Origin of the sequence: Castellaniella daejeonensis (assembly GCF_039523555.1) — a bacterium.
GTDB lineage: Bacteria > Pseudomonadota > Gammaproteobacteria > Burkholderiales > Burkholderiaceae_B > Castellaniella > Castellaniella daejeonensis.
Window position 1 is genome coordinate 61,661 of the sequence record NZ_BAAAFN010000014.1, and the last position, 25,047, is coordinate 86,707.

Genomic DNA, 25,047 nt, shown 5'->3' on the forward strand with positions numbered 1-25,047 from the left:
TCGGCGATGCACGCTAAAATGAGGAGTTCATGAACGCGTGGGGCCGGATTTCCGGGTGCCTGCGCACCCAATCCTACGAATGACCGACTCCACTTCCCAAGACTCCGCCCCCGAGGCGCCCGTTCCGTTCGCCCAGTTCGGCCTGCACCCCGGCATCATGCAGGCCATCGAGGCCACCGGCTACGTGTCCGCCACGCCGATCCAGGCCAAGGCCATCCCCATCGCCATGTCCGGCCGCGACGTCATGGGTGCCGCCCAGACGGGCACCGGCAAGACCGCCGCCTTTTCCCTGCCGATCCTGCATCGGCTGATGCCCTTCGCCAACAGCAGCGCCTCGCCCGCGCGCCATCCGGTGCGCGCCCTGGTCCTGACGCCCACGCGCGAACTGGCCGACCAGGTGCATGCCAACGTCGCCCAGTACAGCAAGTTCGTGCCCCTGCGCACGGCGGTGGTGTTCGGCGGGGTTGACATCCGGCCGCAGCGCGACCTGCTGCGCCAGGGCTGCGAAATCCTGATCGCCACGCCGGGCCGCCTGCTCGACCATGTCGAGCAGCGCAACGTCAATCTGGGCCAGGTCGGCATCCTGGTGCTGGACGAGGCCGACCGCATGCTGGACATGGGCTTCCTGCCCGACCTGGACCGCATCATGCGGCTGCTGCCGCCGGGCCGCCAGGGCCTGCTGTTCTCGGCAACCTTCAGCCCGGAAATCCGCAAGCTCGGCCGCACCTTCCTGCGTACTCCGGTCGAAGTCGAGGTCGCTCGCCCCAACGCCACGGCCGACACCGTCACCCAGATCGCCTATCCCCTCGAAGGCGAGGCCAAGCGCCGGGCCGTGGTGCATCTGGTGAAATCCCGCCAGCTCAGCCAGGTGATCGTCTTTTCCAACACCAAGATCGGTTGCAGCCGCCTGGCTCGCCAGCTCGAGCAGGACGGCGTGCGCGCCGAATCGATCCACGGCAACAAGACCCAGATCGAGCGCATGAAGGCGCTGGACGCATTCAAGGCCGGCGCGCTGGAAGTGCTGGTTGCCACCGACGTGGCGGCGCGCGGCCTGGATGTGGCCGGCGTGCCCTGCGTGATCAACTACGACCTGCCGCGCAATGCGGAAGACTACGTCCACCGCATCGGCCGCACCGGCCGGGCGGGCGCATCGGGCGAAGCCATCGCGCTGTTCGCCCCCGAAGAAGAGCGCTACCTGCAGGAAATCGAGAAGCTCATCAAGGTCAAGATTCCGCGCGGCGAACTCGAACTGCCGCGCGTGGTCGCCCGCCGCCGTCCGGCGGGGGGCCATGCCGGTCCGGCAGGCTGGCGCGGCGCGCCCCAGGCGCCGCAGGACGATTTCTTCTCCCGGCCCTACGAGCCCGCCGCACCGGCGCCCGAACCGAACCCCGAAGCGCAGTCGCGTCCGGCCGTGGTGCCGTCCCGCCGGTCCGTGGGCGTCCTGCTGGGCGGCGGCAAGTAAGCCCGGCAAATCAGCCCGTCTAGCCCCCGGCCAGCGTGTCCAGGCTGCCGGGGCCGCCTGCCAGCACGGGCAGTTCCTGGGCGCCGTCGATCAGCCGCCGCAGATGCTCGGCGCGCGGCTGCACCGCCCCCCAGTAGCGCGTGCCGGCCCGATCCTGCACCAGGATCGTGGGAAAGTTCTCGATGTCTTCGTCGCCCAGCCATTCCGGGCTGTCCTCGACGTCCACCCACAGGAAGGTCCAGCCGGGGTATTCGTCGGCCAGGGTCTCGAGCAGGGGGCGCCAGGCATCGCAGGTGCGGCACCAGGCGGCGCAGTAGCAGGCCACGCGGCGGCCGGCATCGGCGGCCAGCCGGTCGCGCAGGGCCTGAAGATCGGCGTGCGGATCAAACAATTTCATGCAGACAGGCATCCTGTTCTTTGAATAAGATGATTGTATGGGTTCTGCGCGGACTGTCCCGCGCAGCCCGACCGGATCACTCCAAGGATCATTCCGCCGTATGACGCACCAAGACCTCGCCCTGCGCAATCCCCGTGCTTCCCAAGGCCTGGCGCTGGTCGGCCAGGCCTTCCGCCGCGCCGCGGCCAGCCAACTGCACCCGCGCATGATTGCGGCCCTGTTCCTGCCGTTCGTGATTGCCTTCCTGGGCGCGGTCCTGCTGCTGTGGTTCTTCTGGCAGCCGCTGACCGGTTGGCTCGACCAGGAAGCCTCGTCCTGGGGCCTGTTCAACACCATCGACGGCTGGCTCGTCGCCGTGGGCCTGTTTTCGCTGAAGCTGTGGCTGGTGCCGCTGCTGGCGGCGGGACTGCTCCTGCCCATGGCGGGAATCCTGGGCCTGGTGATCGCCGCCGTGTTCGTGATGCCCATCGTGCTGCATCACCTGGAACGCCGCGACTACCAGGGGCTGAGCCGTCAGGGCCGCAACACCGCGGCGCTGGGCATCTGGAATGCGACCTGGGTCGGGATCCTGTTCTGTCTGGGCTGGCTGTTCACCATGCCCCTGTGGCTGATCCCGCCCATGGCCCTGGTGCTGCCGGTGTTCTGGTGGGCCTTCGCGCTGAACCGCATGCTGCGCGTGGACGCCATGATCGAGCATGCCAGCCAGTCCGAGCGCCGGTTGCTGTGGCGGCGCCACAATCGCCAGCTGTGGCTGATCGCGGCCTGCCTTGCCGTCGTCAACCTGATCCCGTTGTTCTGGCTGGTGATGCCGGTCTTCTCGGCGTTGGTGTACGCTCATTTCTGCCTGGAGGCCATCCGCCGCCTGCGGGCCGAAACCGTCATCGAACTCTGATCTGGAAACCCGATGCCATCCGTCGACCATGCTGCCGTTTCACCGGTTCAATCCGCTTGCGGGCCCGATGCCTGCCCGATTCCGCAGACGCCGCCGCGCGTCCGCCTGATCGCCATCGGCGATGAAATCCTGTCCGGGCGCCGCCAGGACAAGCATTTTTCCCGGCTGATCGAACTGCTGCAGGAGCGCGGGCTGCGGCTGCACGCCGCCGAGTTCATTTCCGACGACGAGGACGATATCGTCGAATGCCTGGGCCGCAGCTTTGCCACGTCCGACATCGTGTTCTGTTGCGGCGGCATCGGGGCCACTCCGGATGACCGCACCCGCCAGGCCGCCGCGCGTGCCCTGGGCGTGCCGCTGGCGCTGCATCCCGAGGCTGCCCGCCTGATCGGCGAACGTTGCGCCGAGATGGCCGCCAAGGGCCAGGGCAGTGCCGACATGTCCACCCCCGAAAACCAGCAGCGGCTGCAGATGGGTGTGTTCCCCGTGGGCTCGGAGATCATCCCGAACAGCTACAACAAGATTCCCGGCTTCTTCATCCATGACCACAGCTTCATGCCAGGCTTTCCGGTCATGGCGCACGCCATGATGGCCTGGACGCTGGATACGCGCTATGCCCGGTGGCACCATTGCGAGTCGCGGGTCGAGCATTCCTTCCTGGTGTTCGGCCTGCCGGAATCGCGCATCACCCCGGCGCTCGAATCGCTGGAACGCCGCTGGGCGGGGATCCGCGCCTTCAGCCTGCCCAACGTGGGCGACGCGGGCGGCCCGCCGCACATCGAGCTGGGGGTCAAGGGTGCCCCGGATGCCGCGGCCGAGGCCCTGGTCTGGCTGCGGAGCGAAGTCCTGTCGCTGGGCGGCAGGCTCGATCCACCGGCCTGATGCCGCGCCGGACGGCAGGCGCGCCGCGGGCGCGGTCTATTGGTCAAAGCTCACCGGCGCTGCCGGGCGACTGGGCCATGGCCCCCAGAAAGTGCTTGCCATGCGAAGCATTTTTTCATAGTATGGAAAAATGGCGCAATGCAACAAAGCGAATCCATGGCACGACTTTCCCATTCTTCCGCTTCGTCCTCACAAGGCAGTCCGGCCCTCGCTTCCGCGGCCGGCGATCATGGCTCGGTGACGATCCAGGTGCTGGACCGCGCCATGCGCATCCTCGATGTCCTGGCCGGGCAACGTGATCCGGTCACGCTGAAGGAACTGTCGGCGGCCACGGGGCTGCATGCTTCCACGGCACACCGCATCCTGGCCGATCTGGCCGTGGGCCGGTATGTCGAGCGCGTCGACAGTGGCCTGTACCGCCTGGGCATGCGGCTCCTGGAACTCGGTTCGCTGGTCAAGGGGCGGCTGGACGTGCGCGAGGCCGCCATAGGCCCGATGCACGAACTGCATCGCCAGACGGGCCAGACGGTCAACCTGTCGCTCGTCCAGGGCGACGAAATCGTCTACATCGAGCGGGCCTGGAGCGAACGGTCCGGCATGCAGGTGGTGCGCGCCATCGGCGGCAGGGCCCCCCTGCACCTGACCTCGACCGGCAAGCTGTTCCTGTCCATGTGGGATGCCCGCAGCGTGCGCAGCTACGCCATGCGCACGGGGCTGGCGGGCACCACGCGCAACAGCATCACCCAAATCGACCAGCTCGAACGAGAACTCGCGCTGGTGCGCCGGCACGGCTATTCGCGCGACAACGAGGAACTCGAGCTCGGGGTGCGCTGCATTGCGGCCGGCATCTATGACGACACCGGGGCGTTGCTGGCCGGGCTGTCCCTGTCGGCTCCGGCCGAGCGCATGCGCGATGACTGGATCCCGCTGCTGATGAGCACCAGTGCCCGTATTTCCGAGGCCCTGGGCTACGAGGCCCAGCACTGAACATGGGCCCTGCGCAGCCGGGCGGTCATCCCGCCGCCCGGATCGTCCCCGACCTAATTTCTCCTCCCCGACTTATTTTGTTGCGGCGCAACAAAATAAGTTGACATCGCTTGCCATTCCTATAAAATTTGATTTGTGCGTTGCAGCAAAACGCTGCGAACGGGAAGGTGCCGGGCATTGTGCCTCTGAGGAAACCTTCTACTATCGACAAGGAGTCATCATGAGCGCAAATCAACAATCCCTGCTGGCCTCCCAGAAGGCCGTCATCGACAACCTGCTGGCTGTCCAGGGCACGTTCTTCAATGGTTTCGAAAAGCTGGTCGACCTGAACCTGAAGGCCGCCAAGTCCGCCCTGGAAGACGTCGCCCAGAAGTCCCATGAGGCCGCCGAGCTGAAGGACGCCCAGGAACTGCTGGCCTTCACGTCCGCCCTGGTCCGTCCGGAGCAGGCCGTGGCCTATGGCAAGGACGTCTACGAAATCCTGGCCGACATCCAGGGCGACCTGAGCAAGCTGGCCGAAGCCCAGCTGGCCCAGGGCCAGAAGCAGGTGTCCGAAGCGGTCGAGCAGTTCGCCCGCAATGCCCCCACGGGTTCCGAAGGCGCCGTGGCGCTGCTGAAGTCCTCGCTGGCCACCGCGACCAACGCCTACGAATCCGCTTCCAAGGCTGCCCGCCAGGCCGCCAGCGCCGCCGAGTCGAACTTCGCCGCCGCGACCAACGCCACCCTGAAGGCCGCCGCGGATGTCGGCAAGGCCGCCAAGACCGGCTCGCGCTCGCGCCGCGCCGCGAACTGATCCGTACCGGCCGCGCCGGCGGGTTCCGCCGGCCGGCCCAGGCACGATCCGGTCCGGGCTCAGGCCCGGACGGGGCAGGACCTCGGGACGCCAGTCCCGGGGTTTCGTTTTTTCCGCCGCGGGACACGGCTGCCGTGCCCGGGCGTTCAGCCGACCGGCATCCGGTCCAGCGCAGCTCGGCGCTTCCTCGTATACTCGCCCACAGGCGGCCGTCCGGCCGCCCGCCCATTCGCACGCACCGCGGCGCGGCAGGGTTTCTTCCGTCGAACAACATCCCGTTTCGAGAACTCATGGCGATTTCTTCCGTGCGCCGTTCCTTTCTGTGGTGGGCCCTGGCGGCGCTGCCGATCGTGGTGCTGTGGATCTGGTGGTCGGGGCGCCCGGCACCCGCAGCCGCCCCGGCTGCAGCCGCTCCGGTCCAGGTGCGCACGGCGATGGTGGCCGCCCGCGACATGCCCATCCGCGTCCAGGGCCTGGGCGCGGCCCAGGCCTGGGCCAGCGTGATGGTGCGCGCGCGCATCGACGGCCAGCTCGAATCGGTGGGCTTTCGCGAAGGCGAGATCGTGCGCCAGGGGCAGCTCATCGCCAGGCTCGACGACCGGACGCAGAAAGCCCAGCTGGCCCAGGCCGTCGCCCAGCGTGCACGCGACCAGGCGCAGCTGGACAACGCGCGCGAAGATCTGGCGCGCTATGTCGAACTGGCCCGCCATGGCGCCATCGACCGCAAGACCCTGGACACCCAGCGCGCCCAGGTTGCGATCCTGCAGGCGGCGATCCAGGCCGACGAGGCCCAGATCCAGGCGGCCCGCGTCCAGCTGGACTACACCCGCATCACGGCGCCGCTGACCGGGCGCACGGGGCCCCTGAAGGTGGATCCGGGCAATCTGGTGCGTGCGGCGGATGCCGACGGCCTGGTGCTGATCAACCAGATCGATCCCATCGCCGTCAGTTTCACCGTGCCGGACACAGCCTTTGCCGAGGTCCAGGCAGCCGTCCGGGCAGCAGGCGGCGCGGGCGGGCTGGCGGTTGAAGTCTATGGAAGGGACCAGCCTGAACTGCTTGGCCGCGGCGTGCTGGTCCTGGTGGACAACCAGATCGACGCCGCCAGCGGCACGCTGCGCCTGAAGGCGCGGCTGGACAATCCCGATCACACTCTGTGGCCGGGGCGGACGGTGGACGTGCGGCTGATCCTGGGCGACCGGGCCGGCGCCCTGGTCGTGCCGGAATCCGCCGTGCAGCGCGGCGCCCAGGGGCTGTATGTCTACCTGGTCGGGTCCGATGACCGGGTGAGCGCCCAGACGGTGCAGGTGGCCGTGGCGCAGGACGGCCTGGCCGTGGTGACCGAGGGACTGTCGGCGGGCCAGCGCGTCGTGGTCGATGGACAGTACAAGCTGCGGCCCGGCCTGAAGATCGCCGAGGTCGCGGCGAATGCGGCCGATGCGCCGGCTGCCGGCGGGCAGGCCGTTTCCGGCAAGCCCGGAGACGCATCGTGAACATCTCCGAGCCGTTCATCCGGCGTCCCATCGGCACCTCGCTGCTGGCGATGGCCCTGTTCCTGCTGGGCCTGGCGGTGTTTCCGCTGCTGCCTGTGGCGCCGTTGCCCCAGGTCGATTTTCCCACCATCCAGGTCACGGCCAGGCTGCCCGGCGGCAATCCGGAAACCATGGCCACCAGCGTGGCCCAGCCGCTGGAACGGGAATTCTCCACGATCCCGGGCCTGGTGCAGATGAGCTCCGAGAATGCGCTGGGGGTGTCGCGTATCACGCTGCAATTCGCGCTGGACCGCAATATCGACGGTGCGGCCCTGGACGTGCAGAGCGCCATCAATTCGGCTTCGCGCCAGCTGCCCTCGAACCTGTCCAGCCCGCCGACCTTCCGCAAGGTCAATCCGGCGGATTTCTCCATCCTGATCCTGTCGGTGCAGTCCGACGTGCTGCCCATCACCGAAGTCAACGACTTCGCCGACAATATCCTGGCCCAGCAGCTGTCGCGGGTCGAGGGCGTCGGCCAGGTGAACATCTTCGGCCAGCAGAAGCCGGCCATCCGCATCCAGGTCGATCCGCAGAAGATCGCCGCGCTGGGGCTGGACCTGGAATCGATCCGGGGGGTGATCGCCACCACCACGGTGAACCAGCCCAAGGGCACGATCGACGGCAGCCGGCAGAGCTACACCATCTACACCAACGACCAGATCCTCGATGCGGCGCCCTGGAACGACGTGATCGTCGCCTGGCGCAACGGCGCGCCGGTGCGCGTGCGCGACATCGGCAGGGCCGTGCCCGGACCGGAGGACACGAAGCAGGCCGCCTGGGCCTTTGCCGGCAAGGGGGCCGGGCCGGACGATGTGGCCCGCAACGGGCGTTCCCTGGTGGTGGGGATCACCAAGCAGCCCGGGGCCAACGTCATCGAAACGGTCGAGCGCATTCGCGCCGAATTGCCGCGCCTGATGGCGTCCATGCCGGCCAGCATCCATGTCAGCACGTTGATCGATCGCACCCAGAACATCCGCGCTTCGGTCCACGAGGTCGAGTTCACCCTGCTGCTGTCCATCGCGCTGGTGGTGATGGTGATCTTCATGTTCCTGCGCAACGTGGCGGGCACGCTGATCGCCAGCGCCACGGTCCCGCTGGCGCTGATGGGCACCTTTGCCCTGATGTACCTGGCCGGCTACAGCCTGGACAATCTCTCGCTGATGGCGCTGACGATTTCCGTGGGCTTCGTGATCGACGACGCCGTGGTCATGCTGGAGAACATCTGGCGCCACGTGGAAGAGGGCATGCGACCCATGGAGGCTGCCCTGAAGGGCGCGCGCGAGATCGGCTTCACCATCGTGTCGATCTCGGTGTCGCTGATGGCCGTGTTCATTCCGCTGCTGCTGATGGGCGGCATGGTGGGGCGGCTGTTCCGCGAATTCGCCGTGACCGTCGTCATGACCGTGGTGATCTCGGTGCTGGTCACGCTCAGCCTGATTCCCATGCTGTGCTCGCGCTACCTGCGCAATCCCCAGCAGGCCTCGCACGGTCGGATCTACCAGGCCTTCGAGCGCGGTTTCGACCGCATGCTGGCGGTCTACCGCCGGGGCCTGGACCATGCGCTGGATCATCAGTTCGCCACGCTGTGCGTCTTTCTGGCAACCGTGGCGGCGTCGGCCGCGTTGTTCATCGTGATCCCGAAGGGCTTCTTCCCGCAGCAGGACACCGGCGCGATCTTCGGCCTGGCCGAGTCATCTCAGGACAGCTCGTTCGATGCCATGAACCAGCGCATGATGGCCCTGGCCGAGATTCTGCGCCAGGATCCGGACGTGGCCGCCTTCGGCATGAGCAGCAATGCGCCGACATTCAACACCGGGCGCTTCTTCATCAGCCTGAAGCCGCGCGATGCGGGGCGGCGCGCCAGTGCCGACGACATCATCCGCCGCCTGCGCCCGCAGCTGGAACACGTGCCCGGCGTGCGCCTGTTCATGCAGGCGGGGCAGGACATCAACGTTGGCGGGCGCCTGTCGCGCACGCAGTACCAGTACACCCTGACCAGCGCCAACCTGGACGAGCTCAACACCTGGGCGCCGCGCCTGCTGGAACGCCTGCGCGGCCTGCCGCAATTGGCCGACCTGGCTTCCGACCAGCAGAACAGCGCCAACACGGCAGTGATCACGATCGACCGCACCCGGGCAGCCATGTTCGGGATCACGCCGGCCATGATCGACAGCACGATCTACAACGCCCTGGGCCAGCGCCAGGTGGCGCAGTATTCCACCCAGATCAACAGCTACCAGGTCGTCCTGGAGATCACCCCTGAACTGCAGTCGGACCCGGCCGTGTTCTCGCGTCTGTACGTCAGGTCGCCACTGACTGGCGAGCAGGTGCCGCTGTCGAGCCTGACGAAGCTGGATACCTCCAGGCCGGGCTTCCTGTCGATCAACCATCAGGGCCAGTTCCCGGCGGTGACGATCTCCTTCAATCTGGCGGCCGGCCACTCGCTTGGCCAGGCGGTGGATGCCATCCATGCGGCCCAGGCCGCCATGAACATGCCGCTGTCGATCCAGGGCGCCTTCCAGGGCACGGCCCAGGTCTTCCAGGAATCCCTGGCGAGCCAGCCCTACCTGATCGCCGCCGCCCTGGTGGCCGTGTACATCGTGCTCGGCCTGCTGTACGAGAGCTACATCCATCCACTGACCATCCTGTCCACACTGCCCTCGGCGGGCGTGGGGGCGCTGCTTATCCTGATGGGCAGCGGCTTCGACCTGAGCGTGATCGCGATCATCGGCATCCTGCTGCTGATCGGCATCGTCAAGAAGAACGGCATCATGCTGATCGACTTCGCCCTGGTGGCCGAGCGCCAGCAGGGGCTATCCCCGCGCGAGGCCATCTACCAGGCCTGCCTGCTGCGCTTCCGGCCCATCATGATGACCACGATGTGCGCCCTGCTGGCGGGGCTGCCGCTGATGCTGGGTACCGGTGCCGGGTCCGAGCTGCGCCAGCCGCTGGGCTATACGATGGTGGGCGGCCTGCTCCTGTCGCAGGCGCTGACCCTGTTCACGACGCCGGTGGTGTATCTGTACCTGGATCGCCTGCATCATCGTTATGTGCGCGGCCGGGCGCTGAAGCAGGCGCAAAGGCTGCGGCGGGCGCGGAGCGGGCGGGTGGTCTAGGACGCGCCTGTCCGTCCGGGGTTTCGCGGGCCTGGCTGCGCGCGGCCCGCGTGCGTCTCGCGCACGAGATCCAGCCAGGCGCGCGCCGCCAGGGACAGATAGGCGTCCCGCCGCCAGACCGTCGCTAGGTCCCAGCGGATGTCCGGTTCGTCCAGCAGGACGTGCGTCAGGCCGGCCTGCGGCCGTTCCTCCAGGATCATGCGCGGCAGGAAGGCGAGTCCCAGGCCGGCGGCGACCAGGGCGATCATGAAGTCCATCTGGCCGCTGCGCGCCGCGACTTTCGGCTCGAAGCCGCGCCGGGCGCAGGCCTGCTGGATGATGCGGTTCAGGGCGAAGCCGCTTTCCAGCAGCACCAGGGGTTCGGCGCGCAGGTCGTCGAGCCGGACGGCCGCGCGGCGGGCGAGCGCATGGTTGGCCGGCATCAGCACGACCAGCGGTTCGCTGCGCACGGGTTGCCATTCGAATTCGTCCGACACGGGCAATAGCGAGGCGCCCAGTTCGATGTCGCCCGCCCGCAGGATGTCTTCCAGCTGCAGGCTGCCGTGCTCGGTCAGGCGGATGTCGATGCCGGGGTAGCGGTGCCGGTAGGTCGCGAACAGGGGGGCGAACAGCATGCTGGAACCGATCAGCGGCAGGCCGATCCTGAGCGTGCCGCGTCGCAGGTCCGCGAGATCCTGCAGTTCGGCCAGGAGTTCCTCGCGCAGGGCCAGCATCCGGGTGGCATGCCGATAGACCACGTCGCCGGCCGGGCTCGGCGCGCTGCGGTGTCCGTTGCGGTCCAGCAACGGGAAGCCGAGCTCGTCCTCGAGCTGACGGACGGCCTTGCTGACCGTGGGCTGGGTGACGAAGATCGTCTTGGCGGCCTGCGAGAAGCCGCCTTGCCGCACGACTTCGACGAAGGCTCTGAGAGTACGCAGATCCATTCTTATATGGAATAGAAAAAATTCAAATAATTCATTTGTAGAATAAACAAGGGCGATTCTACACTGCCTTCATGGAGATTCAATCATGAAGATGCGTGCGATTCCCGTCCTGTCCCGGCGCGGCCTGCACCGGATGCGGGCCGCCCAGGTCGGCCTGATCGTGGGCTTCTGGCTGGCCGGCGAGGCGCTGGTCAGGCTGGCCCATCTGCCCCTGCCCGGCGGCATCGTCGGGCTGGCGCTGCTGCTGGCGTCGATGGCGGCCGGGTGGATCAGCCCCTTCAGCGCGCGGCGCGGCGCGCAGTGTCTGCTGGCGGACATGCTGCTGTTCTTCGTGCCGGCGGTGCCTGCGGTGGTCGAACACGGCGAATTCGTCGGCATCCTGGGGCTCAAGATCCTGGCCGTGATCCTGGTCGGCACGGTGGCTGTGATGGCCGCGACCGCCCTGACGGTGGACGTCTGCCATGCCTGGATGCTGCGCCGCGCCCGGGCGGGGGAACCGTCTGCGGCGGAGGGGTGCTGACGCCATGCCGGTTTCGATGACGGGCGCGGCGGCCCTGTGCGCCGACGTGCTGCTCTGGTCCGTGCCGACGGTCGGCTTCTATCTGCTGGCCAAGCGGCTCTATGCCCGCTACGCCAGATGGTGGCTGATGCCGCTGGCCCTGGCGCCGGCGCTGCTGGTCGTCCTGGTGCTGGTGGCGCACGTCAGCTACCGGCAGTATTTCCAGGGGGCCGGCTGGCTGGTGGCCCTGCTGGGGCCGGCCACGGTGGCGTTCGCCGTGCCGATCTACGAACAGCGCGCGCTCGTGCGCCGCTATTGGCCCGTGCTGGCGGCGGGCGTGCTGGTCGGCAGCGCCACGGCCCTGGTCACGGGCTGGGGGCTGGCGACGTGGCTGGGCCTGGACGGCGCCCTGCGGCTGAGCCTGCTGCCGCGTTCGATCAGCACGCCGTTCGCCATGGAGGTCTCCGGCGACATCGGCGGCATCCCGGACCTGACGGCGGTGTTCGTCGTGCTGACGGGGGTGCTGGGCGCGATCGTCGGGCAATGCCTGCTGGCCTGGCTGCCGGTCCGTTCCTCGCTGGCGCGCGGCGCGCTGTTGGGCGTGGGCGCGCACGGGGCCGGCACGGCCAAGGCCTATGAGCTGGGGCGTGAGGAAGGTTCCATCGCGGGCCTGGTGATGGTGCTGATCGGCCTGGCGAACGTGCTGGGCGCCGCGATCCTGACGGCGCTGTGACCCGGTCTTCGCGCTGCCTTTCGCCGGTGCGCGGCGACGCCGCGCCCGGATGCGGACACGGGCGCGGGCTTCAGGCCGTTTCCAGCGCCCGCACGCATTCGGCGATCAGCGCCGGCCCCCGGTAGATCAGCCCGGTGTAGACCTGCACCGCGTCGGCCCCGGCCTGGACCTTTTCCACGGCCTGGCGGCCGGATTCGATGCCGCCCACGCCGATGATCGCCGTGTCCCGGCCCAGGTGCTCGCGCAGGCGGCGGATCACGGCCAGCGACATTTCGTGCACGGGCGGGCCGGAGAGCCCACCCGCCTCGTCTTCGTGGGGCAGGCCGCGCACGGCATCGCGCGACAGGGTGGTGTTGGTGGCGATGATGCCATCGATGCCGTGGCGCGGGACCAGTTCCGCGACGGCGTCGATTTCTTCGGTGTCCAGGTCGGGCGCGATCTTGACCACCAGCGGCGTGCGCCGGCCGTGGCGGTCGGCCAGGGCTTCGCGGCGTTCCCGCAGCGCGCCCAGCAGCGCGTCGAGCGCATCGTGGCTTTGCAGGCTGCGCAGGTTGCGCGTATTGGGCGAAGAGATGTTCACCGTGATGTAGTCCGCATGGGGATACACCCCGTCCAGGCACAGCAGGTAGTCGTCCACGGCGCGCTCGATCGGCGTGTCGGCGTTCTTGCCGATGTTCAGCCCCAGGATGCCGCCGTGCCGGCGCCATTGGCTGCGCTGGACGTTGGCGACGAATGTGTCCAGGCCGTCGTTGTTGAATCCCATGCGGTTGATCAGGCAGCGCGCGCGCGGCAGGCGGAACATGCGCGGCCTGGGGTTGCCGGGCTGGGCGCGCGGGGTGACGGTGCCGACTTCGATGAAACCGAAACCCAGGGCGGCCAGGCCGTCGATGCAGGCGCCGTTCTTGTCCAGGCCCGCCGCCAGGCCGACGGGATTGCGCAGCGGCAGACCCATGACGGTGCGCGGCAGGATCGGCTGCCGGGCGGCCAGCAGCCGCGTCGCGGCGCAGCCCTGGCTGCGCTGCAGCGCGCGCAAGGTCCATTCGTGGGCCTGTTCGGGGTCCATGGAGAACAGGGCGGTGCGCGCCAGCGGATAGGCTTGGAACAGCAGGGACATGGGCATGGATGGGGTCGGTTGGACGAGGGCGGCGCGCCGGCCCGGGTTCAGCCGCCGGCGGGGGGCGGTTCGGCCCAGACGCCGCCGCGCAGGATCTGGTGCGGCCGGAAGCGCGATTTGTAGGCCATTTTACGGCTTTCGTCGATCCAGTAGCCCAGGTACAGCCAGGGCAGGCCCAGGCGGTCGGCGTAGTCCAGCTGCCAGAGGATGCCGTAGGTGCCCAGGCTGCCGTGCCAGTCGGGGTCGTAGAAGGTATAGACCGCCGACAGCCCGTGGTCGATGCGGTCCATGATGGCCACCATGCGCAGTGCGCCATCTGTGTCGCGGAATTCGGCCATTTCGGAATGGACCCGGCTGGTCAGCAGGAACTGGGTGTACTGGGCCTGGTCGTCCTGGTCCATGCCGGCGCCGGGGTGGCGCTGCTGCTGGTAGCGCAGGTACAGGTCGAAATGCCGTGCGTCCCAGTGCAGCGGCGCCAGGCGGACCGAGAGCGTGGGCTGCATGCGGCGCCAGAGCTTGCCCTGGGTGCGGTCGCGCCGGAAGCGCCGGACGTCGACCCGGATGGGGATGCAGGCCTGGCATTGTTCGCAGGCCGGCCGGTAGGTGAACAGGCCGCTGCGGCGGAATCCCTGCTCGATCAGGCGCGCATAGGCGGATTCGTCCACCAGATGGGTGGGGGCGGCGACCTCGGAGCGCGCCATGCGGCCGGGCAGGTAGCTGCACGGATAGGTGGCGGTGGTGTAGAACTGCAGGCGGCGGAAGACGGATTCGCTGGGATTGCTCATGAATCGGGCCGGGGTTGCGACCGATTCATTGTGGCACCGGCGGCGTGGGAAGGCCAGTGCCGGCCGCCATGATCAGCGCACCGGCCGGCCGCCGGACCGTGGTTCCAGGCGGCCATCGGCCCGCAGGCGCCCGCTTCCCCACGCAGGCGCCGGGGCATCGCGGCCAGCTGCCAGCATGTCCAGGAACCGCGCACGGGGCACGGGCCGGGCGCCCAGGCTGGCCAGATGGGGGGTTTCCTGCTGGCAGTCGATCCAGGGCACCCCCCGGGCCTGCAGGTGGCGCACCAGGTAGGCCAGGGCGACCTTGCTCGCGTCGGCGGCCAGGCTGAACATCGATTCCCCGAAGAAGCACTGCCCCAGGCCGACGCCGTACAGGCCGCCCGCGAGCCGGCCGCCGATCCAGGCCTCGACGCTGTGGGCGCAACCCATGCGGTGCCAGGCGGTGTAGACCGCCATGATGTCCGGCGTGATCCAGGTGCCGTCCCGTCCTTGCGCCGCGCAGGCCTGGGTCCAGTCCCGGCCGGCGCGGGCGGCGCCCAGGCCGATGCGCGGTGCGCCGCGTTGCGCGCAGTGGGCGATCACGGCGGGAAACGCCTGGTTCAGGGTGATGCGCAGGGCGGGCGGCGCGTTTCCGTCGGCCGGCGATGCAGCGGTTTCCGGTCCGTCGTCCCGATCGAATTGCCGCACGCGCTTGGCCAGCGAGCGGCTGGTGTGGAAGTCTTCGCAGCGCAGCACCATGCGCGGATCGGGGCTCCACCACAGCACCGGTTCGCCGGGGGAATACCAGGGAAACAGCCCCTTGCGGTATGCCTCGTGCAACCGGGCGGGGGACAGGTCCAGGCCCGCCGCCGCCAGGCCGCTGGCAGGAATCGGCACGCGCGCCGGGTCGGGCAGGGGATCGCGGTCTTCGATCCAGGCGATCGTCATGGTGGCGCCGCGGTTCCGTTCAGTCGGGAAACCGCAGGTCGATGGCGTAGTGATGGGTCGGGAATGCCCCCTGGCCGCGGTCGCGCAGGTAGTGCTCCAGCGTTGTGCTGACGGTGCGGAAGGCCAGGTCGCGCCAGGGGATTTCGTCCAGGCCGAAGAAAGCGGCTTCCAGGGTTTCCGGGCCCGGCGCCAGGTGCGGACCCAGGACGTCGGCCAGGTAGTACAGGTGCACCTGGTTGACCGAGGGCACGTCGATGACCGTGAACAGGGAACGAATGCGGATGCGCGCGCCCGATTCCTCCTGGTTTTCGCGCGCCGCGCCCTGCTCGGTGGTTTCGCCCAGTTCCATGAAGCCGGCCGGCAGCGTCCATTTGCCGTGGCGCGGCTCGATGGCGCGGCGGCACAGCAGCACACGGTCGCCCAGGATGGGCACCACGCCGACCACATTGCGCGGATTCTGGTAGTGGACCGCGCCGCAGTGGGTGCACAGGTCGCGGATGCGGTTGTCGTCCGGCGGGATTTCCCGGCTGAGCGCATGACCGCACTGCGAGCAGAACTGCTGGGAGCGGGGGGCGGGATGGTAGAAGGCGGGATCGGGCGAAGTCATGCGGGGATTTTAGCTTGCGGGTGCGGGCATTCGGGGTATTCGGCGCGGGTGTCCATGCGGGCGGGGCTACGGCAGGCGCACGAAGCCCAGGGTGGCTTCGACGGCGTCGGCGGCCAGCAGGCCCATCGGCGTCCTGGCCGCGGAGCAGCCCGGATCGCCGCTGTCCAGGCGTACGGAGATGCCGGCGGGATCGGGCCGCTCGAACCAGTCGTCCAGCGGCTGTCCATCGGCCGTGCGCAGGGCATCGACCACACGGCCCAGGTCGCGGTCGTTCACCAGTCCCGCGCCCGCTGCCGACCGGGCATACAGCCGGCCGCCGGGATCCAGCCACCAGTGGTCGACCGGGCCGTAGTCCTGGCCCGTATGGGTCCGCAAGCGCGAGCGGCCCTGCGCGTCGGCGTCCATGCCGAGGATCCAGGGAGCGCCGTCCAGCCGCACGTACACGCGCTGGGGGCCGTTCTGGAAGAACCAGCGGCCTGCATCGTCGGCGAGGTAATTGCGGCCGATGAAACCGATGATCTGCGGGCTGGAGATGGTTTCGCCCGGTTCCTCGTCCGGCGTGTCCCAGCCGCGGCCGTGGGGATGCAGGCGCCACTGGCCGCGCGCCGACAGCGACAGCCAGCCGCGCACGGCCGGCACGTTGGGCCAGCGGGCCATGGCCGCGAGTACTTGATCGTCCATTTCGGGTTTCCGTTTTCGGGGCCGGTGCGTCGCCCGGCGATCGGGGCCGTGCCCGCCCTTTCCAGGCAGTGTATCCGAGCCGGACCAGGCCCGATCCGGAGCGTAGAATGATTCCCGGGAAAGAATTGAAGAAAGGATACGCCATGGATACGCCGCAGGCCCCCGCCGCTCCAGCCGGGCTGGATCCCGCCGCCCTCCGGGCCTTCATCGACGACACCTGGGACCGCGAGATCGTGCCGGCCCTGTGCGACTACATCGCCGTGCCGGCCAAGAGCCCGGCCTTCGATGCGGACTGGGCCGCGCACGGCCATATCGACCGCGTGGTGAAAGACGCCGTCCGCTGGGCCCGGAAGCGGCCGATCCGGGGGCTGTCGGTCGAAGTGATCCGCCTGCCGGGCCGTACGCCGGTGCTGTGGTTCGACGCGCCCGCGACGCGGCGGGACGATGGCGGCACGGTGCTCATGTACGGTCACCTGGACAAGCAGCCCGAGTTCTCCGGCTGGCGTGCCGGCCTGGGGCCGTGGACGCCGGTGCTGCGCGATGGCAAGCTCTACGGCAGGGGCGGTGCCGACGACGGCTATGCCGTCTACGCCTCGCTCACTGCCATCGAAGCGCTGGATCGCCAGGGCGTTCCCCGGCCACGTTGCGTCGGCCTGATCGAAACCTGCGAGGAATCCGGCAGCTACGACCTGCTGCCCTACGTCGATGCACTGCGCGACCGGCTGGACCGCGTCGCCCTGGTGGTCTGCCTGGATTCGGGCGCCGGCAACTACGAGCAGCTCTGGATGACGACCTCGCTGCGCGGTCTGGTGACCGGCACGCTGGAAGTCCAGGTGCTGGACGAGGGCGTGCATTCGGGCGATTCCAGCGGCGTGGTGCCGTCCAGCTTCCGTATCCTGCGCCATCTGCTGGACCGTCTGGAAGACAGCGGCACGGGTCGCGTGCTGCCGTCCAGCTTCCATTGCGACATTCCGGCCGAGCGCGCCGGGCAGGCTCGCGCGGCTGCCCGGATCCTGGGCGACGAAGTCTGGAAGCGCTTTCCCTGGAGTTGCGGCGCCGAAGGCGGCGTCGTGCTGCCCATGGCGACCGATCCGTGCGAGGCGCTGCTGAACCGCACCTGGCGGCCTGCCCTGTCCGTCACCGGGGCGGATGGCCTGCCGCCTTTGGCCAGTGCCGGCAACGTGCTGCGCCCCCGCACTGCCTTCAAGCTGTCCTTGCGCCTGCCGCCGCTGGTCGATGCCGGCGCGGCCGCGGACGAGCTGAAGCGGCTGCTGGAGCAGGATGCCCCCTACCGGGCCCGCGTCCTGTTCCAGCCCGACCCCGGCGTGGCCGGCGGCTGGAACGCCCCCGAGTCCGCGCCCTGGTTGATCGACGCGCTGGATGCAGCGTCGCGTCAGTATTTCGATGCGCCCTGCGGCTATATCGGCCAGGGCGGCACGATCCCGCTGATGAACCTGCTGCGCCAGGGTTTTCCTGCCGCGCAGTTCATGGTGTGCGGCGTCCTGGGGCCGAAATCCAACGCTCATGGGCCCAATGAGTTCCTGCACGTGCCGTATGCCAGGCGCCTGACGGCGGCGGTGGCCCAGGCCATGGCGGCCCTGCCTGCGGGCACGCAAAGCGATGAGTGACGCACGGGCAGTCCAGGCGCCGTTCACCCAGTCCTGGCGACGTCAGCTGCGCGAGCACCGGGCGGTGGCGTTCGGCCTGGCAGTGGCGCTGCTGGCCGTGTCCTGGCTGCTGCTGGGCGGCGGCGCGGAATCGTTTTCCGATGAAAACCGGGGGTTCCTGGGATATGCGGCCCTGGGCGGTGCGGCGGGTTTCGGCGCCACGGCACTGGGTGCGCTGCTGGCCCTGGGCCTGCGTTCCGTCGAGACGGGCGCCCAGGATTGCATGCTGGGTTTTGCTGCCGGCATGATGCTGGCGGCCAGTTCGTTCTCACTGATCCTGCCGGGCCTGGACGCCGCCCGTGGCTTGCTGGGCAGCGGCACGGGCGCGGCCCTGACGGTCACGATCGGCCTGGGCCTGGGGGTGCTCCTGATGCTGGGGCTGGATTATTTCACGCCGCACCAGCACGAAAGTTCCGGCGTGCATGGCCCGGCCGCCGCGCGCATCGGCGGCGTCTGGCTGTTCGTGCTGGCCATCGTGCTGCACAACCTGCCCGAAGGCATGGCGATCGGAGTGGGTTTCGCCCATGGCGACCTGACGGTCGGGCTGCCGCTGACCACGGCCATCGCCATCCAGGACGTTCCCGAGGGGCTGGCGGTGGCACTGGCGCTGCGTGCCATCGGCCTGCCACTGTCGCGGGCGATCTTCGTCGCCGTGGCCTCCGGCCTGATGGAACCCCTGGGCGCCCTGGTCGGCGTGGGCATTGCCAGCGGCCTGCCCATCGCCTATCCGGTCAGCCTGGGCCTGGCCGCCGGCGCCATGATCTTCGTGGTGTCGCACGAAGTCATACCCGAGACGCACCGCAACGGCCATCAGACGGCGGCCACCGTCGGCCTGATGGCCGGCTTCGCCGTCATGATGTTCCTGGATACGGCGCTGGGATGAGCGCGCCGCCGGCTTCCTTTTGCAAGTGAATTGCCTGGATGCGCGCGGGACGTGGTACACTGACGAGTCAGCCGCCGCGACGTGCAGAATGATTCCATGAAAAACGCGCGGCAACTGATCCTGTGCTTCTTCCTTAGTCGGCCGTACCCGATCCGGGTTTCATTTCCGGCAGCCTCTCGCCCGCAGCGAATACCCCTGCAGGCCAGCCGCGGGCAGAGTCCAGCCCCACGCGCTTTGCGCCCTCATTGTTTCATCGGATTCCGGCGTCTTGCCGGCATCGAAAGGTTCACATGTATCCATCCATACAGGTCGGCAAGTACCTGGTCTCTCCTCTGGTCCGCCGCGATCAGGGCGGCCGTTATGTCGCCTCCGTCTCGATTCGCAGCGGCCATGCCAGCATGACCCAGGACCGCCTCATGCGGTTCACGCCGCTCTTCGAATCTGCCCACGCCGCGGTCGAATTCGCCAAGGCCGAGGCATTCAGCTATATCCGGGCGTGCGCGCTGCCCGTCATGCCGGCGCGGTTGCGCCTGCAGGCGGCGGGCGCATCGCTTCCGCCCGGTTCCGCGTTTGCGACAAATTGAAATTGCGATTGTGTCGCATGCAGCAAGCCCCCATAGTGGGGGTGGGGAAAGTTCCCCCTTTTATCCTTTAGGAATGACTTTGACTACAGAAATCGGCATCGTGAAATGGTTCAACAGCGAAAAAGGATTCGGCTTCATCATGCCCGAATCCGGCGGCAAGGACCTCTTTGCGCACTACTCGGAGATCCAGGGCTCCGGTCACAAATCCCTTGAAGAAAACCAGCGTGTCTCCTACGTGTCCGCAGCCGGACTGAAGGGCCCGCAGGCCACCAAGATCCAGATTCTCTGATATCCGGCGGATTGCCGCTTTCGGGCGGCGATGCGCGGGAAATCACAGTGCGGCCGGGCTTCCTGAAACAGGAAGCCCGGCTTTTTTTCAGTGCTTCGCCGTCATGTCCGGTGTTTCGTCGCGCTGGAGAAATTCCCGCACCGTGGCGGGCAGGCGCGAGGCCAGCCAGTCCGCCATGGCTTCTTCCTCGGCCAGGCTTTGCTCGCACATCTGCCTGGTCTCCATGTCCCCGCATGTCTCTGCGGCTGCGATGAGCGCCTTGTAGCTGGCGATCTCCATGTGCTCGAAGGCATAGCTGGCCAGGCTCGCCTTGACCACCTCGTCGGAAACGAACATGCCGCTCAGCCCCTGGGCCATGGCCATCATTTTCGCCGTCATGTCCTTGACCGCGGATGTATCGCCGCCAAGGCGATCGATGCATCCGCGGATGCGGACCGCCTGTTGCCGGGTCTCTTCGATGTGCTGTTCGATCCGGGCCCGCAGCGCGGGGTAGTTCTGGAGCCGTTCCGCAGTGGCTGTCAGCATCTTTTCGGCCTGTTCTTCCATCGCATGGGCGTCGCGCAGCCAGTCCAGCAGGTTGTCTTGCATTCTGGTCGTCATGGTTTTCCTCGTGGTGTGAGCGGTGTTGGGCGTGCTGATCATCGTGCAGCGCCGCCAAGGAGCGGCCGGCTCCCACGGCCGGCCTGCGAGCCGCAGCAAGGCACATGCCCGGATCATTCCGGGATGATGCTTGCGGGAATGACTGGAGCCGTCCCTGGCGTGGTGGGCGAGGGATGCGGGGCGAATCGTGCTGGATGGGGGCTGGAGGCGGGAAACCGCGAGTTTCCTGTGGCCACTGATGCGGGGATGGGGCTGGAATGAAAAAAGGACCTGCGTTCAACACGCAAGTCCTTGATTTCATTTGGAGGCGCAAGCCGGAATCGAACCGACGTACACGGATTTGCAATCCGCTGCATCACCACTCTGCCATTGCGCCGGTGATGTCCGATGCCCGGACTGATCCGGGCCAAGTCCGGCATTATACGATATTTTTCATCGCATCTCGAACGCCTCGCGGCGCACCGGCATGTCTTCGATGCCGAGGGACCGCAGGCCGGATTCCAGGTGGCGGGCAAGCCCTGCCGGCCCGCAGAACCAGATGTCCATCGCGCCGTCGGCCTGGGCGTACTGGCGCCTCAGGGTTTCGGCGTCCAGGTGCTGGCCGGCACTGGCGTCGTGGATATGCAGAGTGATCCGCGGCAGCGCGGCGCACAGGACCTGCAGGCGCTCGACGAAGGGGTCGCGTGCGGCATCCCGGATGCAGTAGTGCAGGTCGGTGCGCGGCGCCCGTTCCGGGTGGTCCTGCAGCGATTCGAGCCAGGCCAGGAACGGCGTGATTCCGATGCCGCCCGCGACCCAGGCCTGGCGGGGCGCGCCGCGCCGGTGGTCGAAGCGGCCGTAGGGGCCTTCGACCTGTACGGGCTGGCCCGCGCGCAAGCGTTGAGCCAGTCCGCTGGTGTAGTCGCCCAGGGCCTTGATCTGGAAGCGCAGGCGCCGCGCCTGGGGCTGATCGGCACTGGCGATGGTGAAGGGGTGGGCGCCTTCGCCGGCATCGAAGGTCACGAAGGCGAACTGGCCCGCGCGGTGGCCGGGCCAGCCGGCATCCATCGCGCATTCGACCTCGGTGATGCCCGAAGGCAGTGCGCGCACGGATTCGATCCGGCCGGCATGGCGGCGGCGGATGCCGATGCGCTGGCGCAGGGCCATGACCGCCGCCGCGCTGCCGCCCAGCATCAGCACGCCCATGATCAGCCCCAGGGGTTGCAGCCACCAGTTGGCCGGGGTCAGGGCCGCGGTGTGGAACACCAGGGCGAGATACAGGGCGGGCATCGCGCGGTGCAGGAGACGCCAGGGCTTGTAGGGAAAGGCTTTCCACAGGGTGATGACCAGCGATGCGATGAGGGCGTAGATCACCCATTCGCCGACGTCTTCGGCCAGGCCGTGGACGGGCCGCAGGAAATCCAGTGCGGGAAACTTGGCCGGCTTGTGGATCGCCGCGCCGATCAGGTCCTTCAGCGGGCCCTTGCTCAGCTTGGCCAGCCAGTGCGCCACCCCCAGGCTGATGGCCAGGATGCCGGCCCATTTGTGCAGGCGGTAGATGCGGTCCATGCCGCCCAGGACCGGTTCGAGCCAGGCGGGCCGTGTGGCCAGGATCATGACCAGCGACATCAGGCCCATGGACAAGACGCCCGTCAGGTAGATCGCCTGAGTGCGGACGACCCAGGGGGCGTCGCCGGCGATGGGGTTCAGGAAGAAGGCGTCCCGGGACCACGCCAGGGTCAGGACAGCCAGGAATGCGAGCAGAACGTGCCGGATTTTCATGAGGGTTTCCATCATTCGCATGGCCGATGCGGATCGGCGATGGAGCCAGTATGGGATCGGGTGCCTGAATCTTCCGTGAAGCCGGCGTTCATCCCGCGTTCATGCAATGGGGTGGCGCGGCGCCCGGCCGTGGCTGGATCTTTCATATTGAAAAAGCACGTTTCCGGCGCCGGGCGCGGCGGTGCGCAGCGTGCTAAGGTGGGGCATCCCCTCAGCGGACAGCGAGGATGCCATGCCCAGCACACAGTCCACGGACCAGACGATGCAACGCTACCTCGTCCTGTTGCGTCCGGAAGACCCCGACAGGGGCGTCCGCGTGCTCGCCGAGCTGGCCCAGGCAACCGTGGTCATCCGTTCGCGCGATACCGGAACCCCGCGCCAGCCTCCCTGCGTCCTGGTCTTCGATCATATCGGCGCGGCACGCGTGCATTGCACCGCGCAGACGCGGCAGCGGCTGGCCGATGCCGCGGCCAGTGGAAACAGCGCCATCCTGGCCATCGAACCCGAACGCACCGTCTATGCCATCGCCGAAGCCGGCGGCCCCGCCACCGGCCCGGAGCCGGTCGTTTCCGGCGCATCCTGGGGCGTGCATGCGGTCGGCGCGGATGCTTCTCCCTATACAGGCAAGGGCATCCGCATTGCGGTGCTGGATACCGGCCTGGACCTGTCCCACCCGGATTTTGCGGGCCGCCCCGTCGTGTCGCGTTCCTTCGTGGAGGGCGAGTTCGTGCAGGATGGCAACGGCCACGGCACGCATTGCGCGGGGATCGCGGCGGGTCCGGCTTCGCCTGCCTCGCAGCCCCGCTACGGCGTGGCGGGCGAGGCCATGCTGTTCGTGGGCAAGGTCCTGGGCGACGAGGGCCGGGGCGGCGACGGCGATATCCTGGAAGGCATCGATTGGGCCGTCGAGCATGGCTGCCACATTGTCTCCATGTCGCTGGGCAGTCCCGTGGAACCGGGGCAGGGCTATTCGACCGTGTTCGAGGAAGTCGCGCGGCGCGCCCTGGCGGCCGGCACCCTGATCGTGGCTGCCGCGGGCAACGAAAGCCGCCGCCCGGATGCCGTCGCGCCGGTCGGCCATCCGGCCAACTGTCCTTCGATCCTGGCCGTGGCCGCCGTGGATTCGGCGCTGCGAGTGGCGCCGTTTTCCTGTGCAGGCCTGGAAGGCGAGGGCGGCGAAGTGAATGTCGCGGGACCCGGCGTCGACATCCTGTCGGCCTGGCCGGCGCCGGCACTGCACCGCAGCATCAGCGGCACCAGCATGGCCACGCCGTTCGTGGCGGGCGTGGCCGCTTTGCATGCGCAGGCCGATGCTTCGGCCCGTGCGGCGCTTCTGGGCGAGCGGCTGGTGCAGTCCTGCCAGGCGCTGCAGGATCCCGTGCGCGACGTGGGCGCCGGCCTGGTGCGGGCCCCATCGGGGGCATGACATGGCCCGGATCCGCCTGACCGTCCTGGTACGCGACACCTGGCGCGACCGCTATCCCCAGGTCGTGGAGCATTGCCGTCAGGCCGGGCTGGCGGTGGAACGGGAACTCGTCGCGGTGGGCGTGATCGTCGGCAGCATCGAGGAAGAGCTGCTGGTGGCCGTGTCCAGGGTCGAAGGTGTGTCGGCCGTGGAGCCCGAGCGCGCCAACCGGGCCCTGGAAAGCCCGGACCGCCCGGCCTGATCGGCGCTTCCCGGGCCCCCCGGACGGGGCCGTGCGGGATCGGCCGGCCAGGCGTTGTTGTTAAGATGGCGTCTTTCTCCGCAGATCATTCCGACCCATGGGCACCCTGCTGCCGTTCATCACAGGCACCATCTGGCTGTATGTGCTGGTGCGCTTCATCTGGCCGCTGCCCTGGGGCATCGGTGCGCGGGCCGCTCTGGCGCTCGTCCTGTGCCTGGTGGCGCAATATCACTGGTTCCTCCGCCGCTTTTTCGGTTCGCTGGCCTCGCCGGAGCTGCCCCAGGAAGTCCTCGTGGGCCTGGGCTGGGCTTTCGGGTCGGTCCTGCTGCTGGCGATGCTCCTGCTGCTGCGTGATGTGGCGGGCGGGCTGGCATTCCTGTTTTCGCGCGCTGCAGGGCGGGCCATCCTGGGCGGCCGGGTGCTGCACCTGTCCCTGGGTGCGCTGGCCCTGGTCCTGTCGGCCATCGGCACCTGGCAGGCTGTCCGGGTGCCGGACGTCAAGACCATGGAACTGGCCTTGCCCGGCCTGCCGCCCGCCTTCGACGGCTACCGCGTCGTGCAACTGACCGATCTGCACGTGAGCCGCCTGCTGCCCAGGTCCTGGATAGCCGCCGTGGTGGCAAGGACCAATGCGCTGGATGCCGATCTGGTCGTGATCACGGGCGACCTGGCCGACGGCTCGCCTCGCGCCAGGGCGGACGACGTGAGCCCGCTGCACGACCTGCATGCGCGCGACGGCGTGCTGGCGATTCCCGGGAACCACGAATACTACGCCGACTACCGGGGCTGGATGGCGGCGTATCGGGCGCTGGGCCTGGACATGCTGGAAAACGGCCATGTCGTCATCCGGCGCGGCGGTGCCGCACTGGCCGTGGCGGGGATCACCGACCGCCAGGCCGCATCGTTCGGCCAGCCGCGCCCCGATCTGGCCGCTGCGCTGAAAGACGTGCCGCCGGGGGTGCCGGTGATCCTGCTGGCCCACCGCCCGGAAGGCGCGGCGCAGCATGCGCGGGCCGGGGTGGCGCTGCAGCTTTCGGGCCACACGCATGGCGGGCAGATCCTGGGGCCGCACCTGCTGACGCAGTGGGCCAACGAGGGCTTCGTCTCGGGCCTGTACCGGGTCGGCTCCATGCTGCTGTATGTCAGCAACGGCACGGGCTTGTGGAACGGCCTGGCGATCCGCCTGGGACGGCCGTCGGAAATCACCCGGATCGTGCTGCGCGCCGAAAAACCGTAGCGGTGGCCTGCTTGCCGGGCGGCATGGGC

At 68.5% G+C, this 25,047-nt stretch carries 25 protein-coding genes and 1 tRNA gene; 16 read left to right on the forward strand and 10 right to left on the reverse strand.

Annotated features, from left to right (window positions below; genetic code table 11):
- The first annotated feature begins 79 nt into the window (after window positions 1-79).
- Entirely contained in the window at window positions 80-1,462 is a 1,383-nt protein-coding gene (locus tag ABD022_RS09490; protein WP_343821100.1) for a DEAD/DEAH box helicase, read from the forward strand.
- A gap of 19 nt (window positions 1,463-1,481) precedes the next feature.
- Here ABD022_RS09490 and ABD022_RS09495 read toward each other — a convergent pair whose 3' ends face one another.
- Entirely contained in the window at window positions 1,482-1,859 is a 378-nt protein-coding gene (locus tag ABD022_RS09495; RefSeq protein ID WP_325124067.1) for a thioredoxin family protein, read from the reverse strand.
- 100 nt (window positions 1,860-1,959) lie between these two features.
- Here ABD022_RS09495 and ABD022_RS09500 point away from each other — a divergent pair, with 100 nt between their 5' ends.
- From ABD022_RS09500 to ABD022_RS09525, 6 genes are all read left to right on the forward strand, one after another.
- On the forward strand, window positions 1,960-2,751 hold the full coding sequence (locus ABD022_RS09500) for an EI24 domain-containing protein (RefSeq protein ID WP_325124066.1): 792 nt from the start codon (window positions 1,960-1,962) through the stop codon (window positions 2,749-2,751).
- A 12-nt stretch (window positions 2,752-2,763) separates the two neighbouring features.
- Complete coding sequence (locus ABD022_RS09505; RefSeq protein WP_325124065.1) at window positions 2,764-3,633, forward strand: competence/damage-inducible protein A; 870 nt, start codon at window positions 2,764-2,766, stop codon at window positions 3,631-3,633.
- Between the two features lie 156 nt (window positions 3,634-3,789).
- Window positions 3,790-4,620, forward strand: a complete 831-nt coding sequence (locus ABD022_RS09510) for an IclR family transcriptional regulator (RefSeq protein ID WP_343821102.1) — start codon at window positions 3,790-3,792, stop codon at window positions 4,618-4,620.
- Between the two features lie 220 nt (window positions 4,621-4,840).
- On the forward strand, window positions 4,841-5,413 hold the full coding sequence (gene phaP / locus ABD022_RS09515; protein WP_325124063.1) for a TIGR01841 family phasin: 573 nt from the start codon (window positions 4,841-4,843) through the stop codon (window positions 5,411-5,413).
- 290 nt (window positions 5,414-5,703) lie between these two features.
- Window positions 5,704-6,906, forward strand: a complete 1,203-nt coding sequence (locus ABD022_RS09520) for an efflux RND transporter periplasmic adaptor subunit (protein ID WP_343821104.1) — start codon at window positions 5,704-5,706, stop codon at window positions 6,904-6,906.
- Window positions 6,903-10,061, forward strand: a complete 3,159-nt coding sequence (locus ABD022_RS09525) for an efflux RND transporter permease subunit (protein ID WP_343821106.1) — start codon at window positions 6,903-6,905, stop codon at window positions 10,059-10,061. The genes ABD022_RS09520 and ABD022_RS09525 overlap by 4 nt, the downstream gene beginning before the upstream one ends.
- Here ABD022_RS09525 and ABD022_RS09530 read toward each other — a convergent pair.
- Window positions 10,058-10,984: a LysR family transcriptional regulator gene (locus tag ABD022_RS09530; RefSeq protein WP_343821108.1), complete on the reverse strand. Its 927-nt coding sequence runs from the start codon at window positions 10,982-10,984 to the stop codon at window positions 10,058-10,060. The genes ABD022_RS09525 and ABD022_RS09530 overlap by 4 nt on opposite strands.
- 85 nt (window positions 10,985-11,069) lie before the next feature.
- Here ABD022_RS09530 and ABD022_RS09535 point away from each other — a divergent pair, with 85 nt between their 5' ends.
- Both ABD022_RS09535 and ABD022_RS09540 read left to right on the forward strand, forming a co-directional pair.
- The gene (locus tag ABD022_RS09535; RefSeq protein ID WP_343821110.1) at window positions 11,070-11,504 is read left to right on the forward strand and encodes a CidA/LrgA family protein; all 435 of its coding nucleotides are present in this window, start codon (window positions 11,070-11,072) and stop codon (window positions 11,502-11,504) included.
- A 4-nt stretch (window positions 11,505-11,508) separates the two neighbouring features.
- Entirely contained in the window at window positions 11,509-12,216 is a 708-nt protein-coding gene (locus ABD022_RS09540) for an LrgB family protein (protein ID WP_343821112.1), read from the forward strand.
- 70 nt (window positions 12,217-12,286) lie between these two features.
- Here the strand turns inward: ABD022_RS09540 and ABD022_RS09545 are convergent, their stop codons facing one another.
- The 5 genes from ABD022_RS09545 to ABD022_RS09565 form a co-directional block, all read right to left on the reverse strand.
- Complete coding sequence (locus tag ABD022_RS09545; protein WP_343821145.1) at window positions 12,287-13,330, reverse strand: quinone-dependent dihydroorotate dehydrogenase; 1,044 nt, start codon at window positions 13,328-13,330, stop codon at window positions 12,287-12,289.
- Window positions 13,331-13,377: 47 nt separating this feature from the next.
- The gene (locus ABD022_RS09550) at window positions 13,378-14,115 is read right to left on the reverse strand and encodes an arginyltransferase (RefSeq protein WP_325125880.1); all 738 of its coding nucleotides are present in this window, start codon (window positions 14,113-14,115) and stop codon (window positions 13,378-13,380) included.
- A gap of 72 nt (window positions 14,116-14,187) precedes the next feature.
- A complete protein-coding gene (locus tag ABD022_RS09555) occupies window positions 14,188-15,042 on the reverse strand; it encodes a leucyl/phenylalanyl-tRNA--protein transferase (RefSeq protein ID WP_343821114.1) in 855 nt (284 codons plus the stop codon).
- Window positions 15,043-15,061: 19 nt separating this feature from the next.
- Entirely contained in the window at window positions 15,062-15,649 is a 588-nt protein-coding gene (locus ABD022_RS09560; protein ID WP_325125876.1) for an NUDIX hydrolase, read from the reverse strand.
- A 66-nt stretch (window positions 15,650-15,715) separates the two neighbouring features.
- Window positions 15,716-16,330, reverse strand: coding sequence for a DUF2946 family protein (locus tag ABD022_RS09565; protein ID WP_343821116.1), 615 nt, complete (start codon window positions 16,328-16,330; stop codon window positions 15,716-15,718).
- A gap of 143 nt (window positions 16,331-16,473) precedes the next feature.
- Here ABD022_RS09565 and ABD022_RS09570 point away from each other — a divergent pair, with 143 nt between their 5' ends.
- The 4 genes from ABD022_RS09570 to ABD022_RS09585 all read left to right on the forward strand — a co-directional run bounded on the left by ABD022_RS09570 (window position 16,474) and on the right by ABD022_RS09585 (window position 19,753).
- Window positions 16,474-17,958: a M20 family metallopeptidase gene (locus ABD022_RS09570; protein ID WP_343821117.1), complete on the forward strand. Its 1,485-nt coding sequence runs from the start codon at window positions 16,474-16,476 to the stop codon at window positions 17,956-17,958.
- The gene (locus ABD022_RS09575; RefSeq protein ID WP_343821120.1) at window positions 17,951-18,880 is read left to right on the forward strand and encodes a ZIP family metal transporter; all 930 of its coding nucleotides are present in this window, start codon (window positions 17,951-17,953) and stop codon (window positions 18,878-18,880) included. The genes ABD022_RS09570 and ABD022_RS09575 overlap by 8 nt, the downstream gene beginning before the upstream one ends.
- 290 nt (window positions 18,881-19,170) lie before the next feature.
- On the forward strand, window positions 19,171-19,464 hold the full coding sequence (locus ABD022_RS09580) for a hypothetical protein (RefSeq protein ID WP_325125868.1): 294 nt from the start codon (window positions 19,171-19,173) through the stop codon (window positions 19,462-19,464).
- 73 nt (window positions 19,465-19,537) lie between these two features.
- A complete protein-coding gene (locus tag ABD022_RS09585) occupies window positions 19,538-19,753 on the forward strand; it encodes a cold-shock protein (protein ID WP_325125884.1) in 216 nt (71 codons plus the stop codon).
- Between the two features lie 87 nt (window positions 19,754-19,840).
- On the opposite strand, the gene ABD022_RS09590 is transcribed toward ABD022_RS09585, so the two are convergent.
- From ABD022_RS09590 to ABD022_RS09600, 3 genes are all read right to left on the reverse strand, one after another.
- Entirely contained in the window at window positions 19,841-20,353 is a 513-nt protein-coding gene (locus tag ABD022_RS09590) for a ferritin-like domain-containing protein (protein ID WP_325125866.1), read from the reverse strand.
- 302 nt (window positions 20,354-20,655) lie between these two features.
- Window positions 20,656-20,729: transfer RNA gene (locus ABD022_RS09595), tRNA-Cys, on the reverse strand.
- A gap of 56 nt (window positions 20,730-20,785) precedes the next feature.
- On the reverse strand, window positions 20,786-22,114 hold the full coding sequence (locus ABD022_RS09600; RefSeq protein ID WP_343821122.1) for a ferredoxin reductase family protein: 1,329 nt from the start codon (window positions 22,112-22,114) through the stop codon (window positions 20,786-20,788).
- A gap of 232 nt (window positions 22,115-22,346) precedes the next feature.
- On the opposite strand from ABD022_RS09600, the gene ABD022_RS09605 reads away from it, so the two are divergent.
- The 3 genes from ABD022_RS09605 (at window position 22,347) to ABD022_RS09615 (ending at window position 25,018) form a co-directional block, all read left to right on the forward strand.
- Window positions 22,347-23,540 carry a S8 family serine peptidase gene (locus tag ABD022_RS09605; RefSeq protein ID WP_343821123.1) on the forward strand — a complete coding sequence of 398 codons (1,194 nt, stop codon included), beginning with the start codon at window positions 22,347-22,349 and terminating at the stop codon, window positions 23,538-23,540.
- 1 nt (window position 23,541) lies between these two features.
- Window positions 23,542-23,781 carry a hypothetical protein gene (locus tag ABD022_RS09610; RefSeq protein ID WP_325126587.1) on the forward strand — a complete coding sequence of 80 codons (240 nt, stop codon included), beginning with the start codon at window positions 23,542-23,544 and terminating at the stop codon, window positions 23,779-23,781.
- A gap of 97 nt (window positions 23,782-23,878) precedes the next feature.
- Window positions 23,879-25,018, forward strand: coding sequence for a metallophosphoesterase (locus tag ABD022_RS09615; RefSeq protein WP_325126584.1), 1,140 nt, complete (start codon window positions 23,879-23,881; stop codon window positions 25,016-25,018).
- The last annotated feature ends 29 nt before the right edge of the window (window positions 25,019-25,047 follow it).

Coding starts and splice junctions, on each gene's coding strand:
- ABD022_RS09505 (WP_325124065.1), top strand. CDS start 2,764: ATGCCATCCGTCGACCATGCTGCCGTTTCACCGGTTCAATCCGCTTGC.
- ABD022_RS09555 (WP_343821114.1), bottom strand. CDS start 15,042: ATGACGATCGCCTGGATCGAAGACCGCGATCCCCTGCCCGACCCGGCG.
- ABD022_RS09520 (WP_343821104.1), top strand. CDS start 5,704: ATGGCGATTTCTTCCGTGCGCCGTTCCTTTCTGTGGTGGGCCCTGGCG.
- ABD022_RS09550 (WP_325125880.1), bottom strand. CDS start 14,115: ATGAGCAATCCCAGCGAATCCGTCTTCCGCCGCCTGCAGTTCTACACC.
- ABD022_RS09570 (WP_343821117.1), top strand. CDS start 16,474: ATGGATACGCCGCAGGCCCCCGCCGCTCCAGCCGGGCTGGATCCCGCC.
- ABD022_RS09565 (WP_343821116.1), bottom strand. CDS start 16,330: ATGGACGATCAAGTACTCGCGGCCATGGCCCGCTGGCCCAACGTGCCG.
- ABD022_RS09575 (WP_343821120.1), top strand. CDS start 17,951: ATGAGTGACGCACGGGCAGTCCAGGCGCCGTTCACCCAGTCCTGGCGA.
- ABD022_RS09610 (WP_325126587.1), top strand. CDS start 23,542: ATGGCCCGGATCCGCCTGACCGTCCTGGTACGCGACACCTGGCGCGAC.
- ABD022_RS09535 (WP_343821110.1), top strand. CDS start 11,070: ATGAAGATGCGTGCGATTCCCGTCCTGTCCCGGCGCGGCCTGCACCGG.
- ABD022_RS09530 (WP_343821108.1), bottom strand. CDS start 10,984: ATGGATCTGCGTACTCTCAGAGCCTTCGTCGAAGTCGTGCGGCAAGGC.
- ABD022_RS09510 (WP_343821102.1), top strand. CDS start 3,790: ATGGCACGACTTTCCCATTCTTCCGCTTCGTCCTCACAAGGCAGTCCG.
- ABD022_RS09490 (WP_343821100.1), top strand. CDS start 80: ATGACCGACTCCACTTCCCAAGACTCCGCCCCCGAGGCGCCCGTTCCG.
- ABD022_RS09580 (WP_325125868.1), top strand. CDS start 19,171: ATGTATCCATCCATACAGGTCGGCAAGTACCTGGTCTCTCCTCTGGTC.
- ABD022_RS09615 (WP_325126584.1), top strand. CDS start 23,879: ATGGGCACCCTGCTGCCGTTCATCACAGGCACCATCTGGCTGTATGTG.
- ABD022_RS09495 (WP_325124067.1), bottom strand. CDS start 1,859: ATGAAATTGTTTGATCCGCACGCCGATCTTCAGGCCCTGCGCGACCGG.
- ABD022_RS09605 (WP_343821123.1), top strand. CDS start 22,347: ATGCCCAGCACACAGTCCACGGACCAGACGATGCAACGCTACCTCGTC.
- ABD022_RS09590 (WP_325125866.1), bottom strand. CDS start 20,353: ATGACGACCAGAATGCAAGACAACCTGCTGGACTGGCTGCGCGACGCC.
- ABD022_RS09545 (WP_343821145.1), bottom strand. CDS start 13,330: ATGTCCCTGCTGTTCCAAGCCTATCCGCTGGCGCGCACCGCCCTGTTC.
- ABD022_RS09600 (WP_343821122.1), bottom strand. CDS start 22,114: ATGAAAATCCGGCACGTTCTGCTCGCATTCCTGGCTGTCCTGACCCTG.
- ABD022_RS09560 (WP_325125876.1), bottom strand. CDS start 15,649: ATGACTTCGCCCGATCCCGCCTTCTACCATCCCGCCCCCCGCTCCCAG.
- ABD022_RS09585 (WP_325125884.1), top strand. CDS start 19,538: ATGACTTTGACTACAGAAATCGGCATCGTGAAATGGTTCAACAGCGAA.
- phaP (WP_325124063.1), top strand. CDS start 4,841: ATGAGCGCAAATCAACAATCCCTGCTGGCCTCCCAGAAGGCCGTCATC.
- ABD022_RS09540 (WP_343821112.1), top strand. CDS start 11,509: ATGCCGGTTTCGATGACGGGCGCGGCGGCCCTGTGCGCCGACGTGCTG.
- ABD022_RS09500 (WP_325124066.1), top strand. CDS start 1,960: ATGACGCACCAAGACCTCGCCCTGCGCAATCCCCGTGCTTCCCAAGGC.